The organism is Shewanella sp. SP1S1-7 (genome assembly GCF_031932105.1).
Taxonomy (GTDB): domain Bacteria; phylum Pseudomonadota; class Gammaproteobacteria; order Enterobacterales; family Shewanellaceae; genus Shewanella; species Shewanella baltica.
Genome location: NZ_JAUOEU010000032.1, coordinates 1 through 16,460, shown reverse-complemented (window position 1 = coordinate 16,460; position 16,460 = coordinate 1). Strand labels below are relative to the sequence as shown.

Genomic DNA, 16,460 nt, shown 5'->3' with positions numbered 1-16,460 from the left:
GGGTGGCAATCGATGCCGCCCTGATATTATGGAATTGTATTTCAAACTAACGATCAGCTATCGAGATTTCTTACCTTACTATCAAGGGCTTGCTGATAAAATTGAGGTCCGCGAAACGCAAGGACGTATTTTGTGGATTAATGGCCGTCATTTCAGACGTTTTTTAACCGAAATTGGCATTCAAGGCTATTTTAAATTGGTTTTAGATGACAAGGGACAATTTGTTTCATTAAATCGAGTCTAGTCTGAATTTGTTTATTTGCGCTTAGAGTAATTACTTTAAACGGTCGGCTGATTATCAGGCTCGGTTTGTGATATTTAGTTTTTAAATATGTTAATGAATTATATGATTTTTTGATATCTTTTCCCGCTTCATTTCTCTCCCGCTTTTCTCTAATTTAAATCCCACCTTTTCAACTGTTGGCACAAATGTGTCTACATGCTTAATTCTTTAGAAAATTTTCTCTAACTGCGCCTTGCCCAAGGGGATTAATTGCTGTAACAATGATGTTACCTGTGAGCTAACAAGATGTTGGTTGTAATTCCTAAAACAAAGAATCCTGCAGGGTACGGAGAGCTAAAATGAAAATTGTTAAAAATAGTTTTAACAAATCGGCGCTTGCTTTGGGGGTGGCGTCGGCATTGAGTTTGTTAATGATCCCAAGCGTTAATGCAATATCTTTTGATTGGGGAGAGGTTGAGGGGACATTTGACTCAACTTGGACTGCTGGTGCGAGCTGGCGTGTTGGCGCGCGCGATTGGGAAGATCAAATTGGTAAGGTGAATCAACCCCAATTCGATTGGTCTAATTACAGCGCATTTGGCAATACAAAATATACTTCAGCTGAGATTTGGGCCCAGCCCGGGTCGTATTCCAGTAACAATGACTTAAGTAACTTACTTTATTCTCAAGGCGATACTACGTCTGAGATCGTCAAAGGTTTGCATGAATTATCGTTGAAATACAAAAACTACGGTTTGTTCGCCCGCGGTATGTATTTTTATGATCGTAAACTGAACGATGGCAATTATGACTACAACGATCCGATCACGGGTAAAGAATTTGACCCTTGCGAAGATAGCCGCGCTTCAGAAGTACAATGTAAAGATATCCGTTTATTAGATGCGTTTGTCTATGCCAACTTCGATTTGAATGAGGGTGCGAATCCATTATCTATTCGTGTTGGTAATCAAGTGGTGTCATGGGGTGAAAGTACACTGATTGCCCATGGGATCAGTGAAATTAACGCCGTGGATTTGAACATTCTTAACGCACCTGGTGCTGAGTTAAAAGAAGCGTTTAGACCGCAAGGTATGGTGTGGGCATCCCTTGGCCTGACAGATTCGTTAACGGTTGAAGCATTTTATCAATATGATTGGCAACCTATTTGGGTTCCAACTCCGGGCTCCATTTTTGCGACTAACGATTTTGCCGGTTTTGGGGGTTATGCTCAAAACGCTCAGCTTGGGTTTAACGCTAACCCTGACATCAACTTAGATTTTGTGATGCAAGAATATGAGCGTTTAGCGGGCATGATCGCCAGCGGCCAATCTATTCCGACGCAGCAATTGGTTTCTATGGCTTTAGCCTACCCAACGAAAGTGACCTTAGTGCAGGATGAAGAAGAACCAAGCAATGATGGCCAATACGGTATCAAGCTGGGTTATTACGCGCCTGAGCTAGGTGAAACCGAATTTGGTTTCTATTTCATGAATTACCATAGTCGTCGTCCACTTATCAGTGGTACTGCTGCCGACTTTAGCACGGGTGCATTGTTATCTGACTTGGCGACGGTAGGCCAAAACTCGGGCAACATTAATCGTGAATTGTTGCTCAGCCTGAAGAGCTTCTCTAAGGCGCAAATCGTCTATCCAGAGGATATTAAACTCTACGGTTTCAGCTTCAATACTTTGATTGGTGATACGTCTGTCGCGGGTGAGATTGCCCATCGTCAAGATGAGCCACTGCAGATTGATGACGTTGAGTTGCTGTTCGCCGGTATGCCACAACAGTTAGCCAATGCGGGGCTTCGTCCCGATCTTGATGGTATTTCACAGATTAAAGACGTTCAACCGGGTGAAACCGTGGATGGCTTTATTCGCGTTGATACCACACAGGCGCAGATGACTTTCACCCATCTATTTGGTCCAACCTTAGGTTTAGATAACTTAACTATGTTGGCCGAGGTTGGCGGTGTGTGGATCCACGATATGCCAGGTTTCGATGAGCTACGTCTCAATGGTCCCGGTACGTCACGTTCTGGCGGCAATCCAGATATGCCTGGCATCATTCAAGCCTTGCACAATGGTCCTGAAACTAACCCGTTCCCAACTGACTTTGCTTGGGGCTACCGTTTAGTGGCAAAAGCAGATTTCAATAACGTCTTTGCTGGGGTCAATATGTCGCCACGGGTCATTTTCTCCCATGACGTTGACGGTATTACTCCGGATCCTATGTTCCTGTTCACGGAAGGACGCAAGTCTGTCGCGCTAGGCGTTAACTTCGACTATCAAAACCGTTGGGGTGCAGATATCTCCTATAACAATTTCTTTGGCGGTGTCGGTACGACGAATGCGATGGCAGATCGTGATTATGTTTCATTCAATATCAAGTATTCGATCTAAAAGGACTCAAACAATGAAGAAACTGACGATATTGGCGAGTGCAGTGATGTTCGTACTCGTAGCGCCAGTCGCTATGGCTAAGGTATCAGAGGCTGACGCGGCTAAACTTGGCAATGAGCTCACCCCTTTAGGTGCTGAAAAAGCAGGTAATGCTGACGGTTCTATTCCTGCTTGGGATGGTGGTATCACTAAGCCTGTGGCGGGTTATACCAAAGGGATGCATCACCCAGATCCATTCCCTGAGGATAAGATTGAATTCACCATTACCAATGCCAACAAAGCGCAATATAAAGACTTTTTAACGCCGGGTCAGATGAAGTTGTTCGAACTTTATCCTGATACCTACAAGATGAATGTGTATAAGACTCGCCGTAGCGCATCAGTGCCGCAGTTTGTCTATGATGCGACCAAAGCTAACGCGACACGTGCAGAATTGATTGCACAGGGCAATGGTATTTCTGGCGCTGCTATTGGTATTCCATTCCCGATCCCAGCAAATGGGTTAGAAGCGATTTGGAACCACATTTTGCGTTTTCGCGGGGTCGATATCGAGACTTCCCGTAGCCAAGCTGCACCAACGGCCGATGGTAGCTATAGCTTAGTGGAAACCTCAGAGGAAATTCGCTTCGAATATTCTCGTCCAGAAATGACCTTAGATCTGCTTAAAGCCAGCAATACGTTGTTCTACTTTAAGCAAGTGGTGACTCAGCCAGCCCGTTTAGCGGGTACTGCGTTATTGGTAAAAGAGACCATGGATCAAGAGGCGTTGCCACGCCAAGCTTGGACCTATAACACAGGACAACGTCGTGTCCGTAAAGCGCCAAACGTCGCTTTCGATACACCGGGTACAGTGTCTGATGGTCTGCGTACGACGGATGATTTCGACATGTTTAACGGTTCTCCAGTGCGTTATAACTGGGAACTGGTTGGCAAGAAAGAAATTTACATTCCGTACAACGATTACAAACTGCACTCAGACAAGCTGAAATATGACCAAATCTTAAAACCTGGGCATGTTAATCCTGAGTATGTTCGTTGGGAAAAACACCGCGTATGGCAAGTGAAGGCGACGTTGAAAGACGGTATGCGCCACATTTACAAAGTGCGCGATATGTACCTTGACGAAGATTCATGGCAAGTGTCGATAGCCGATCTCTACGATAACCGTGATCAGCTGTATCGTGTGGCTGTTGCACATGGCTTGAACTACTACGAAGTGCCAACTCAATGGGACACGCTGGAAGTCTTCCATGATTTGCAATCCCGTCGTTATCTCGCCATGGGTTTAGACAACCAAAGTGGTATGTATAACTTCGATGCCAAACTGACTGAAGCTAACTTTACCCCCGATGCATTGCGTCGCGAAGGTATCCGTTAATACGCCACAAATAAAGGGGCGCTCTGCGCCCCTCATTAGTTTAAGGAAGTTTGTATGTCGTTTCGCATCCTTCAGTGTGTTGCTGCATTAAGTTTCGGTGGCGCTTTTTTCCCTTCTACGTTATCTGCAACACCCTCTGAACCGATTTTTTCTCAAATTCAACCGCTTGCGGCTTCATCCCTGATTTTAGATATTGCCAATGTGGGCACAGGCTTAGTGGCTGTGGGTGAACGCGGTCATGTTCTGGTTTATGACGGCAGTTGGCATCAAGTGGCGACGCCCGTGAGCTCGCAGTTGACCAAAGTGTTTTTCCTTAATGACAAACTCGGCTGGGCCGTGGGCCATGATGCGACCATTTTACATACTCAGGATGGTGGCCAAACTTGGCAGCAGCAGATGCATTCGCCCGAGATTGAAAAGCCATTCCTCGATGTGGTTTTTTTAGATGAAAACAAGGGGTTAGCCATTGGGGCTTATGGCTTGTTTTATCGCACTAATGATGGTGGCGCACATTGGAGCGACGAGTTCCATGAGGAGCTGTTAGCCGAAGAAGATGTGTCCTATTTAGCGGAGTTGAAAGGCAGCGATCAATCAGCCTATGTGAGCGCACGCGCTTCATTATTGCCGCACTTTAATCGTATTTTAACCTTGACTGACGGACGTTTATTACTGGTCGGCGAGTTAGGTCTAGTGGCCGTTTCAAGCGATCAAGGCCAAACCTTTGCGCGTACCAGTTTTGATTACGATGGCTCTATGTTTAATGCCATTGAAACGAAAGATGCCGTGTATGTGATGGGCCTTCGCGGTCATATATTCAAAGCTGATGTGAGTTTAAGCCAGTGGAATGAAATCGAACTGCCAGTGCAATCTTCAATCAATGGGGCGATGTCAATGTCGGACGATGCGGTTTATCTCGTGGGAAATGCAGGGATAGTGATTAAGCTGAATGGGGATGATACCAGCAGTATTGTCACTCGTCGCCAAGGGGAAAACTTAGTCTCTATTGCGAAGGATAATCAAGGCAATATGTGGTTATCCGGCAGCCAAGGGCTGTTTATTCTTAAGCCATAAAATTTTAAAACTACAATAACAGGGCCGAGAAGATGTTAGAAAAACTGGTCAACGGATTTGAGTCATTTTTATTCCGCAATCGTGCGTGGGTCGTCGGCATTTTTGTGTTTTTGACGTTGTTTTTAGGCTTTCAAGCCAGTCAACTCAAAATGGATGCGGCCTTCATCAAAAACATTCCACTGCATCACAGTTATATGCAGACCTACCTGAAACACCAAAAAGATTTTGGTGGCGCCAACAGCATCATGGTGGCGGTGGAAGACACCAGCGGCAATATTTTTAATGCGAACTATTTTGATACCTTAAAAAATGTGCACGATCAGCTGTTTTTTATTCCTGGGGTTGATCGCGCGCAGGTGAAATCGATTTTTTCGCCTTCCACTCGTTTTACAGAAGTCGTTGAAGATGGTTTTGCTGGCGGGCCCGTTATTCCTGCGGATTTTTCGACCTCAGTATCTGGGCTCGAAACCGTGCGCGATAATATTGAAAAAGCGGGCATTGTTGGCCGATTAATTGCCAACGATTACAGTGCGGCCATGGTGTCGGCGCAGTTAATGGACTTTGATCCACAAACAGGTAAACCCTTAGATACCATTGCCTTTGCGGCGCAGCTCGAAAAAGAACTCAGGGGCAAGTTCGAAACCGACAAGGTTAAAATTCACATCATAGGTTTCGCCAAAATGGCCGGGGATGTGGCCGATGGTGCTAAGGGCGTATTGCTGTTCTTTGTGATCGCCATTTTGATCACCGCCGTCATGGTTTACCTCTTCTCTAAATCGATCATTCTGACCGTTTTACCCCTCGTCTGCAGTTTAACCGCTGTGGTCTGGCAGCTCGGTTTATTGACTGTGATAGGTTTTGGTCTTGATCCCATGTCAATTTTGGTGCCGTTTTTGGTATTTGCCATCGGGGTCAGCCACGGGGTGCAGATGATCAACGCGGTAAGGCGCCGCGTGATGGACGGACAAACCATCAAAGCGGCGGCGGCTTCGGCATTTCGTAGTTTATTAGTACCAGGCGGTGTCGCGTTATTGTCTGATACTGTTGGTTTTATTACCCTGTTGTCGATTGATATCGGGATTATTCGCGAGCTCGCGATTTCGGCATCACTCGGTGTGGGCGTGATCATTTTCACTAACCTTATCCTGTTGCCTTTGGTGATTTCTTTTACTGAAATCAAAGTCAATAAAACCGCTGAGCCGACGGCTGAAGAAGTTCGTACTGAAGCGATTTGGCGTTTCTTAGCACGTTTTGCGACGCCTAAATACGCTGTAGTGGTGATTATTGCCACTGTGGTGTTGTATTTTGCCGGTCTGCAACAAGCCAATCAGATGAAGATTGGTGACTTACAGGGCGGGGCGCCAGCGTTACACCAAGATTCGCGCTATAACCTCGATACCTTCTTCATCACAGATCATTTCTCCATCACTACCGACGTGATGACTGTGATTGTTGAGGCGGCGCCCGAGGCTTGTACTTACCACGATGTGCTGACTCAAATTGATGAGTTTGAATGGTTAGTGCGTAATACGCCTGGGGTGGAGTCGACTGTGAGTCTGGCGTCGGTTGCTAAAAAAGTGAACGCAGGCTTTAACGAAGGTAATCCAAGGTGGGAAGTGCTGCCGCGCACGACCGCGAGTTTAGTGCAGGCCATTGGCCAAATTCCGACGACCTCTGGTTTGTTAAATGGCGATTGTTCTGTCATGCCTGTGTATTTGTTTATGAAAGATCACAAGGCAGAAACCATAGAAACTGTGGTCGCTAAGGTGAAAGCCGTCGCCGCGAAGATGGATAACGACAAGCTGCAGTTTAAACTGGCATCGGGTCCTGTAGGCGTGATGGCCGCGACCAACGAAGCAGTAGCCGAAGCGCAATTACCTATGATGTTATACGTCTATGGTGCCGTGTTTGTACTGTGCCTAATCAGCTTTAAATCCTTAAAAGCGACTGTGGCGGTGATTATCCCGCTGTATGTGGTGTCGACATTGGCGCAAGCCTTGATGACGCAACTGGATATTGGCTTAGCAGTTAGTACCTTACCTGTTATTGCACTGGGTGTCGGTATCGGTGTGGATTACGGTATTTATATCCTATCGACCATGTCGTCTAAGCTCTCGAACGGTATGCCGGTGCAACAGGCATACTATGAGGCGTTGGTCGAACGGGGCAGTGCGGTGATCTTTACTGGCCTCACATTGGCGATTGGTGTCAGCACTTGGTTCTTCTCGGCACTTAAATTCCAAATGGACATGGGAATATTGTTAACATTCATGTTTGTGGTAAATATGCTCGGCGCCATAATTATCCTTCCTGCATTGGCCGCCGTTTTCTGGCGCCAACCTAAGTAGGGTCTACAAATGGGGAGCTTAGCTCCCCATTTGTTTTTGAATACTTAGTCTGCTTTATCGATTGTTTGGTCATTTGTCATTCATTGTTTACGCGAATACTGGATTTCAAGAGGATGTACCACTAAAATTTTCCTCGAAATACAGCGGTTTTAGTAATAAACTTCGCGCGATGATCCAGATCACATTAATTTATCTGAGATCGTTAAGCCGAAGCATCCAAATAATGAAAAAAGCGCTGCCATAGACGCTTAAGGAAACAGCAACATGGCCTTGAAAGATGCAATGCCTTCAGTACTACTTGAAAATGTAGTCAGTTTAATTCACGCTAAAGTCCCTAATTCACAAGCCAAGCAAGTTGAACAGTTCGCCACCTGCCTTTATGCCCACATGTCGAAAGACGATCTCAATGCGCGTAATGACAGTGATTTATACGGTGCGGTTCTCAGTTTATGGAACGCCCTGAACAAAACGCCAAAAGGTAACACTCACCTACGAGTGTTCAACCCTAGCCAGGCCAAACACGGCTGGCAATCTACCCACTCGATCATTGAAGTTATCCAACCTGACATGCCATTCTTGGTAGATTCAGTTGGTATGGCATTGAATCGTATGGGTATTACTGCTCACATGATGTTACACACTCCGCTGGCTATCGAGCGTTCAGATAGCGGTGTGACCAATGTCACTTATCTTAATCAGAGTCCAGAAAGCACTGAACATGTCGCCGTATTCTTGATTGAAATTGACCGCCAAAGCAGCACTGTCGATATCAAAGCATTAGAGCGCGAAATTCAGTCTGTGCTTGCCGATGTTGCTTCATCTGTCAATGACTGGGAAGCCATGTCTGCCAAGTTGGGTGAGATGATCAAGGAATTGCCAAAACGTCCGTTCCCGGGCGATAAGCAAGAGTTAGAAGAAGCGATTAACTTTCTGACTTACTTGAATAATCATCACTTTACGCTGTTAGGTTACCGCCAATACGATTTGAATCGTGTCGAAGGTGACGTTGAGTTAGTGCCTAATATCGCCTCTAGTTTAGGTTTGATGAACAAGCACACTAAAGCGCAACCTGAGCAAGGTTTGTTGCTATCTAGCTTCTCCGATAGCGCCCGCAAAGAAGCCTTAGATCACAGCTTGTTGATCCTCACTAAGAGCAGTGCCAAGAGCCGCGTACATCGCCCAGCTTATGTCGATTATATCGGCATCAAGCGTTTCGATAAGAAAGGCAATGTGGTTGGTGAAGATAGATTTATCGGTTTATATGCGTCAAATCTGTATAACCGCAGCCCACGTGAAATCCCACTGCTGAACGAAAAAGTCCAGCGTGTGTTAGATCGTTCAGGCTTAACCCCACGTTCACACGACTATAAAGCCCTGCTAAACATTCTAGAGAATTTACCTCGTGACGAGCTAATTCAAGCTAATGTTGATGATTTATCGCACATGGCCCATGGCGTGTTAGAAATGCAAGACAGAGACAAGCTGAAACTCTTTGTACGCAAAGATGGCTTTGGCCGTTTCTTATCCTGTTTAGTGTACGTTTCTAAGGATCGTTACAACACTAAACTCCGCCAAGATACTCAACGTATTTTGGCCCAGCATTTTAACAGCAAAGAAGATGTAGAGTTTACGACTTATTTCTCCGAGTCGACGCTAGCCCGCACTCACTACATAGTCAAAGTTGATAACAATAATATGGATGTAGATGTGGCTGCCATAGAGAACAACTTAATAGAAGCGGCACGTTCGTGGGAAGATAAGTTAAGCACTGCGCTTAACAGTGCACTCGGTGAAGAAGCTGGCACTCATCTGACAAAGCGTTATTTCAATGCGTTTGAGCAAAGCTATAAAGAAGATGTATTGCCAAGCTCTGCCGTCGTTGACATGCAACAGCTCGAAGCACTGGATGACGAACACAAGCTCGGCATGTTGTTCTATCAACCGCAGGAAGCTGCGCTGAACGACAACAAAGTGCGTTTAAAGCTATTCCATAAAGATGAGCCAATTCATCTTTCTGACGTGCTGCCAATGCTGGAAAACTTTGGTCTGCGCGTGATCAACGAGCGTCCATATGAAGTCACGACCTCAGACGGTTCTACCTTCTGGATCTTAGACTTCTTGATGACAGTTAAAGTCGTCAACACAGACAATATCGCTGATAGCCAAGACAGATTCCAAACTGCACTGTCACAAGTGTGGCAAAAGAAGTTAGAAGATGACGGTTTCAACCGCATTATTCTGGCGTCAGGCTTAACGGGCCGTGAAGTCTCGGTACTGCGCGCGTATGCCAAATACATGCGTCAAATCGATGCGACGTTCAGTCAGTCTTATATCGAAGAAACCTTCGGTCGTTACCCACAAATCGCTGATTTGTTGGTGAAGATGTTCATCCGTAAATTTAACCCTAAACTGAAAACCCGTACTCTGGGCAAGTTTATGGAACAGATCAATTTACGTTTAGACGAAGTGTCTAGCTTAGATGATGACCGTATTATTCGTCGTTATTTAGACTTGATTAACGCCACTCTGCGTACCAACTTCTACCAACAGGATGCTAAAGGCGAATCTAAGAGTTATATCTCGTTTAAATTCATGCCTTCACTGATCCCTGAAATGCCACGCCCACTGCCGAAATTCGAGATCTTCGTTTATTCACCACGGGTTGAAGGTGTGCATTTACGTTACGGTAAAGTGGCCCGTGGTGGTCTGCGTTGGTCAGATCGTCGTGAAGACTTCCGTACTGAAGTACTAGGTCTGGTAAAAGCACAGCAAGTGAAAAACACTGTGATCGTGCCTGTGGGTGCTAAAGGTGGCTTTGTTTGTAAACAATTGCCAACCGAAGGCGGCCGTGAAGCTTTCTTCACCGAAGGTCAAGAATGCTACCGCATCTTTATCCGTGCTTTGCTCGATATTACCGATAACATTTTGAACGGTGAAATCGTCCATCCATTGGATGTGGTTCGTCACGATGAAGATGACCCATATTTAGTAGTAGCAGCCGATAAAGGCACAGCGACATTCTCTGATATCGCGAACTCGATTTCTCTTGAATACAACTTCTGGCTCGGTGATGCATTCGCATCAGGTGGCAGTAACGGTTATGACCATAAGAAAATGGGTATCACGGCTAAAGGCGGCTGGGAATCTGTTAAGCGTCATTTCCGCGAAGTCGGTATTGATTGCCAAACCACAGACTTTACCTGTTTAGGTATAGGTGACATGGCGGGCGACGTATTCGGTAACGGTATGTTGTTGTCTAAGCACACTAAACTGGTTGCAGCCTTTAACCACATGCATATCTTTATCGATCCAAATCCGGATACGGCATTAAGTTATGATGAACGGGCGCGTTTATTCGCTCTGCCACGTTCAAGCTGGGAAGATTACAACAGCAAGTTGATTTCTAAAGGTGGCGGTATTTTCCTACGTTCATCTAAATCCATTCCATTATCGGCAGAAATTAAGCAAATGTTGGCCACAGAGAAAACCTCTATGACCCCAACTGAGCTGATGAAAGAACTGCTGAAAATGCCAGTTGATTTGATCTGGAACGGCGGTATCGGTACCTATGTGAAATCTGCACGCGAAACCCATGCTGAAGTCGGCGATCGTGCCAACGATGCATTGCGTGTCAACGGTGGCGAACTGCGCGCTAAGATAGTCGGCGAGGGCGGTAACTTAGGTTGTACTCAGTTAGGTCGTATCGAATATGCGTCTAACGGCGGCCGTATCAACACTGACTTCGTGGATAACGTTGGTGGTGTGGACTGTTCAGATAACGAAGTGAACATCAAGATTTTGCTGAACGCTATGGTAACTGAAGGTGAACTGACGTTGAAACAACGTAACCGTTTACTGGAAGAAATGACTGAAGAAGTCGGCCACATCGTACTGCAAGACTGTAAAGATCAAACGCGTACTATCTCTGTGACTCAAGTGCGTGGTGCTGAGCAGTTAAAAGAGCAGATCCGCTTTATCCAGTATCTGGAAAAAGAAGGCAAGTTAGACAGAGCCTTAGAGTTCTTACCGTCTGACGACGAATTGGCTGAGCGTTTAGCCAGTGGTCGTGCGTTAACACGTCCTGAGCTATCAGTACTGGTTGCCTATGCGAAGATGGTGCTGAAAGAGCAATTAGTGACCCCAGAAATCACTGAAGATACGCTGTTAAGCCAATTGCTTATCGCCTATTTCCCGAAAAAACTTCAGGAAAAATACAGCGACAAAATGGCAACCCATCCACTGCGTGGCGAAATCATTGCGACCTCACTCGCCAATGAACTCGTTAACGACATGGGCTTGAATTTTGTTCAACGTATGCAAGATGAGACAGGTGCCTCAGTTGCTGATGCGGCAATTTGCTACACTATGGCCCGCGAAGTATTTGGTTTAGCTGAATTAACTAAATCGATCACTGACTTAAACGGCATAGTTCCTGCTGTGGTTCAAGGTGAAATGCTGCATCAGTTACGCCGCAATATGCGTCGTGCTAGCCGCTGGTTCCTCCGTCACCGTAACCGCACTGGTAGCATCGAACAAACCGTTGCCTTCTTCAAACCCGTATTTGAACAAATTAAAGACAATGTTCATTTATATCTGGTCGAAGAAGAAGCTAAGGGTATCCAATCTGAGATCAATGCTTTGGTCAAAGAAAACGTACCACAAGCTGTGGCAACCATTGTGGCTAACATGAGCACCTTGTTCTCTGCCTTAGACATTGCCCAAATTGCCCAAACAGAAGATAAGACAGTTGCGCTAGTGGCTGAAACTTACTTCAAACTCGGCGCCCGCGTTGAGCTGCACTGGTTCTTAGAACAGATCAGCGCTCAACCTGTGGCTAACCATTGGCAAGCACTGGCTCGTGCCGCCTTTAGGGAAGAGTTGGATTGGCAACAACGTGCATTAAGTTCAGTGGTACTAAGAACCTGCAGTGCAACCTGTGATGCCGAAAGCGTGATTTCTCAATGGATTGAGATCAATCAAGGCTTATTGGAAAGATGGTTCCACATGCTAGCTGACTTCAAAACGTCGCAAAGCCATGAGTTTGCTAAGTTCTCTGTCGCCCTACGTGAACTTAACCTTCTGATCCTTCACTGCGAAGGCCAAAAGTAAACTTATTATAACAATCAGAAGCCCTGGCGATCGCCGGGGCTTTTTTTAGGTCGAGGAAAGTACATGTTTTATAAAATCGCACAGAAAGTCATGTTTCAGATGGATCCTGAGCGAGCTCACCATCTTGCTATAGGCAGTCTAAAAATGACCGCCAATAGCCCGTTAACGTGCCTGTATGGACAAACGATTACACCGGCTCCCGTGAGCGTTATGGGACTGACTTTTCCTAACCCAGTGGGACTCGCTGCGGGTATGGACAAGGACGGCGAATCGATTGATGCCTTTCATGCGATGGGATTTGGTCATGTTGAAGTGGGCACTGTGACCCCAAGACCACAACCCGGTAATGATTTACCCCGTCTATTTAGATTAAAGCCTGCCAAAGGCATTATTAATCGCATGGGGTTTAATAATAAAGGTGTCGATAATCTGGTCAAAAATTTGATCGCTAAAAAGACCGACATTATGGTTGGCGTCAATATTGGTAAAAATAAAGACACCCCAGTAGAACAAGGTAAAGACGATTATTTGATCTGCATGGACAAAGTTTATCTCCATGCGGCTTATATTGCGGTGAATATTTCATCACCCAATACCCCAGGATTGCGATCGCTACAATATGGCGATCTATTAGATGAATTATTAAGCGCAATTAAAACTAAGCAACTTGAACTGGCCGAAAAGCATAAAAAATACGTGCCCATCGCGCTTAAAATTGCTCCAGATTTAACCATCGAAGAAATTGAAAATATCGCGCAAGCTTTGATTAAAAACAAATTTGATGGCGCAATTGCGACTAATACTACTTTAACGCGTGATGGTGTTAGCGGTCTTGCCAACGCCAATGAAAGCGGCGGCTTAAGCGGTAAACCGTTGACAGAGCTGTCTACCAAAGTGATCAAACAGTTAGCGATATGTTTGAAAGGGCAGATCCCGATCATCGGTGTGGGCGGCATCAATAGTGCCGAAGATGCCTTGGCTAAATTTGATGCGGGCGCCACTATGGTGCAGATTTATTCGGGTTTTATTTATCAAGGTCCGAAGTTAATTAAAGAAATTGTGAATGCATACCGCTTAAAATAATGATCTTAAGATCAATATAACGATCTAAAATAAGATCTTATTCTTTAACAGCGATCTAAAAGGATCCCTAGATCGCTGTTAAGATCCTATATTAGATCGACTAAGTAACTGTTAAATAATTTGTATTTTATTATTTTTATTTTGATATTGGATAAAATATCTACTACTATGTCCCAGTGTTCAAATATTGGGTCACCGTTATGTTATTAATGCCACAAAAAGATTGGCAATGGAAATATAACGATTCGTATGGTGTTTTAGGCGTATCGTTAGGTTCCGAGATAGAATTTCTGACGTCTTATAAAGCAAAATTACTCATTCCAGATGCCTTATCAAGCATGGAATTTAATATTACGCACGCCAAATTCTATATGAGCTTACTCGATAGATTACCTAAAACCCTGTCTTTGTCCGATGCTGCAATTGTTCAAATTGCCCTCAATGCCACCGCAGCCCATTTTATGCTGACACCGCAAATGCCAAAATCATGGTTTTTTGATACCAGTGATGTCTGTGTTTATAGCGATGTGGGTAAAGTCTTTGAGCTTAAATGCCAAAAGCAAAGAGTGCTCGCCCTCGTGGTTGAAAATACCCTACAGTCCGCGCTAGTGATGTTATTGTCACCTGAATGTGTTTTGTCGGGTGCGAAAACTATGGTGCAGTTTGAAACCATCAAAGTGATGCATAATCGCTTACACCCACTGCGCGCGCAGCGCCATGTGGTTGCGGCATAACGTGGTTGTAGATCAATAGTCATTATTGGTTTTTGATATCTACCATTAGGCATACATCACGATTGCTTTTGATATTAACCACTTGCTGATAATTTGCTCAAATCCCCATGGCGTTAGTGCGCTATACGTACTCTTTTCTGCTAAGAAAGCCTTTTCCTAAAATTAGTCACGTGAATCTTCGACACCTTTCTATTTAATGCTATCCAATGATAATTCGTAAGTCTTATTACTCTTTATTGGCTCTGCTTTTAGTATCAAACTCACTACGCAGTCTGGTTTGCCATGGTATTGACTCATCGACTCGCAGCGAGTCCATCCTTGGATGCTCGACCGCCCCGTCCATGGGGCGGACGGTCGTCTCGCTAATCACCATGGCGCACCTTTCGGCATTTGCGTAGTCTGTTGATTTAAAGACAGGAGTTCTCATTTTACGCGGACTTGAACTGGTTATCTCGGTGTTGTTCGTGTAGCGCTAAGCAAGAAAGTTGTGGGTGTCCGGGATTTTCAATTCAAAAGATTAGAGCTTACATTTGAAGATATTTTGCCCTGATTTTTTGATGTTGTTTGTGTATTTCTAAAAGAAAAAAAGAATTTTGGATGGTCGGTCTTTTTGGTCTGGTTTGCCATGGTGTTCACTTGACGACTCGCAGCCAGTCCGTCCTTGGATGCTCGACCGCCCCGTCTGATGTGAAAGGATTTACAAATGCCGCGATGGCATGGATGCCAAAAAGCGGCCCTGGGCGGACGGTCGTCTCGCCAATCACCATGGCGCACCTTTGAGCATTTGCGTAGTCTAGAGGTTCAAGAGGGAGGAGTTTTTATTGAACTATGGTTGGCAGTGTTTTCTATATTGTTTGCGCAGCGCTAAAAGAGTTGTGGTGTCCGGTTTTTTACCGCCCTTAATACTGATTTTTTATACAGTATTATCTGGTTTGTGTAGTTTTCAAGGACTAGATTGAAAATATTTGTGCGCGTTTACATAAGAGCTTCATATATATAGCATTTATAATCGATAACTTATTTTTTGACAGCTTGAGATAATAGGTTTGGAAAACGCGCATGCGCGTTTTTCCTGGTGGTATATCTAAACAAAAGCTGGTAAGTTCCTTTTATTACAGGTAGTTAACCATGCGCGTTTTTACTGGTCTAATGAGGTAAACGCGCATGCGAACTATACAAAGGTTAGATAACTATGGAAAGTACCGCTTTGGAGTTCAGGGAATCGTGCTTAGAAATTTTAAATTTCTTGTCTTCCCCTTCAGAACAGAAAATATTTGCGTCAAAGGTTGATTACATCGACTATAAAAGCGAATTTGTTTGTTGGTGGTTTGATGATTTAGTTATGGAATCCTTACCTCAAGGTCCCGGTTTAATATCTGAAAGTTTCACTCCGGATGAAAAGTTAATCCTCTGGGAGTTTACAAAACTTTTTGAGCAAAATATTGATAGCGAAAATCAATCTATTGATGAGTTATTAAAAGACTCTCAGTGGAAAATGATAATGGTAGCTGCTCAAGAAACACTGGCTAAAATTGGGTAACGTCACCTAATAAGGCCATTAAAACGCGGACACAAAACAGCTGGCTTGTGCTCCTTCGTCGCCAATTATAGCCAGCCATTTTGTGCCGTTTATGGCGGCGTTATGAGTGAGTGCATTTAGACCAATGGGGGCTTTAGGTGGGGGAGTGACGCTCCCTGTGTTGCTTGTTGGCTCTGTAGCCTTTCTGTTAGTTTTGTTGCGTTACGTAAGTATTAGATTGATTCCTATGGGTCAAGACAACATTAAGGAGGTGTCTATGGGTAAAACATTAAAAGCTCGTTCTCGTGTGTTTCTAAGCTCGGTTTTTGAGAGTCTGTGGGCTACTGGGGTCGGGGGCATTGTTGGACACCTATTGCTCTAAATGCATTTATAACTTTAAAAATACTAGGCGGATTATATGAAAGAAATATTAGGTATGAAATTCATCCGCATGGCGAAGAATATTTGACCGGGAAAATTTAATGAGACACCCATTGTTAAATTTGGTTACCCAGTTTACGCCGGGGTCGATGAGATTAAGCACAGTCATGGAAGTGACCGTCCGTGACAGGGATGTCACGGTCGAGCATACA

At 44.8% G+C, this 16,460-nt stretch carries 9 protein-coding genes; all 9 read left to right on the top strand.

The genetic code is table 11. From position 1 onward, the window contains the following. The first annotated feature begins 28 nt into the window (after positions 1-28). The 9 genes from Q4Q49_RS18950 (at position 29) to Q4Q49_RS18910 (ending at position 15,888) form a co-directional block, all read left to right on the top strand. The gene (locus tag Q4Q49_RS18950; protein WP_312000149.1) at positions 29-244 is read left to right on the top strand and encodes a DUF2835 domain-containing protein; all 216 of its coding nucleotides are present in this window, start codon (positions 29-31) and stop codon (positions 242-244) included. 338 nt (positions 245-582) lie between these two features. Further along, positions 583-2,625: a DUF1302 domain-containing protein gene (locus Q4Q49_RS18945; protein ID WP_311990915.1), complete on the top strand. Its 2,043-nt coding sequence runs from the start codon at positions 583-585 to the stop codon at positions 2,623-2,625. A gap of 13 nt (positions 2,626-2,638) precedes the next feature. Then, on the top strand, positions 2,639-4,003 hold the full coding sequence (locus Q4Q49_RS18940) for a DUF1329 domain-containing protein (protein ID WP_312000147.1): 1,365 nt from the start codon (positions 2,639-2,641) through the stop codon (positions 4,001-4,003). 54 nt (positions 4,004-4,057) lie between these two features. Beyond that, positions 4,058-5,074 carry a YCF48-related protein gene (locus Q4Q49_RS18935; protein WP_312000145.1) on the top strand — a complete coding sequence of 339 codons (1,017 nt, stop codon included), beginning with the start codon at positions 4,058-4,060 and terminating at the stop codon, positions 5,072-5,074. Positions 5,075-5,106: 32 nt separating this feature from the next. Then, positions 5,107-7,422 carry an MMPL family transporter gene (locus Q4Q49_RS18930; RefSeq protein WP_312000143.1) on the top strand — a complete coding sequence of 772 codons (2,316 nt, stop codon included), beginning with the start codon at positions 5,107-5,109 and terminating at the stop codon, positions 7,420-7,422. Between the two features lie 264 nt (positions 7,423-7,686). Beyond that, the gene (locus tag Q4Q49_RS18925) at positions 7,687-12,531 is read left to right on the top strand and encodes an NAD-glutamate dehydrogenase (RefSeq protein ID WP_011846980.1); all 4,845 of its coding nucleotides are present in this window, start codon (positions 7,687-7,689) and stop codon (positions 12,529-12,531) included. A 63-nt stretch (positions 12,532-12,594) separates the two neighbouring features. After that, on the top strand, positions 12,595-13,614 hold the full coding sequence (gene pyrD, locus Q4Q49_RS18920; protein WP_012587496.1) for a quinone-dependent dihydroorotate dehydrogenase: 1,020 nt from the start codon (positions 12,595-12,597) through the stop codon (positions 13,612-13,614). Positions 13,615-13,814: 200 nt separating this feature from the next. Further along, positions 13,815-14,348: a cell division protein ZapC gene (locus Q4Q49_RS18915; RefSeq protein ID WP_312000141.1), complete on the top strand. Its 534-nt coding sequence runs from the start codon at positions 13,815-13,817 to the stop codon at positions 14,346-14,348. Positions 14,349-15,540: 1,192 nt separating this feature from the next. Continuing rightward, the gene (locus Q4Q49_RS18910) at positions 15,541-15,888 is read left to right on the top strand and encodes a hypothetical protein (protein ID WP_312000139.1); all 348 of its coding nucleotides are present in this window, start codon (positions 15,541-15,543) and stop codon (positions 15,886-15,888) included. Positions 15,889-16,460: the final 572 nt, after the last annotated feature.

Coding starts and splice junctions, on each gene's coding strand:
- Q4Q49_RS18940 (WP_312000147.1), top strand. CDS start 2,639: ATGAAGAAACTGACGATATTGGCGAGTGCAGTGATGTTCGTACTCGTA.
- Q4Q49_RS18935 (WP_312000145.1), top strand. CDS start 4,058: ATGTCGTTTCGCATCCTTCAGTGTGTTGCTGCATTAAGTTTCGGTGGC.
- Q4Q49_RS18930 (WP_312000143.1), top strand. CDS start 5,107: ATGTTAGAAAAACTGGTCAACGGATTTGAGTCATTTTTATTCCGCAAT.
- Q4Q49_RS18915 (WP_312000141.1), top strand. CDS start 13,815: ATGTTATTAATGCCACAAAAAGATTGGCAATGGAAATATAACGATTCG.
- pyrD (WP_012587496.1), top strand. CDS start 12,595: ATGTTTTATAAAATCGCACAGAAAGTCATGTTTCAGATGGATCCTGAG.
- Q4Q49_RS18925 (WP_011846980.1), top strand. CDS start 7,687: ATGGCCTTGAAAGATGCAATGCCTTCAGTACTACTTGAAAATGTAGTC.
- Q4Q49_RS18910 (WP_312000139.1), top strand. CDS start 15,541: ATGGAAAGTACCGCTTTGGAGTTCAGGGAATCGTGCTTAGAAATTTTA.
- Q4Q49_RS18950 (WP_312000149.1), top strand. CDS start 29: ATGGAATTGTATTTCAAACTAACGATCAGCTATCGAGATTTCTTACCT.
- Q4Q49_RS18945 (WP_311990915.1), top strand. CDS start 583: ATGAAAATTGTTAAAAATAGTTTTAACAAATCGGCGCTTGCTTTGGGG.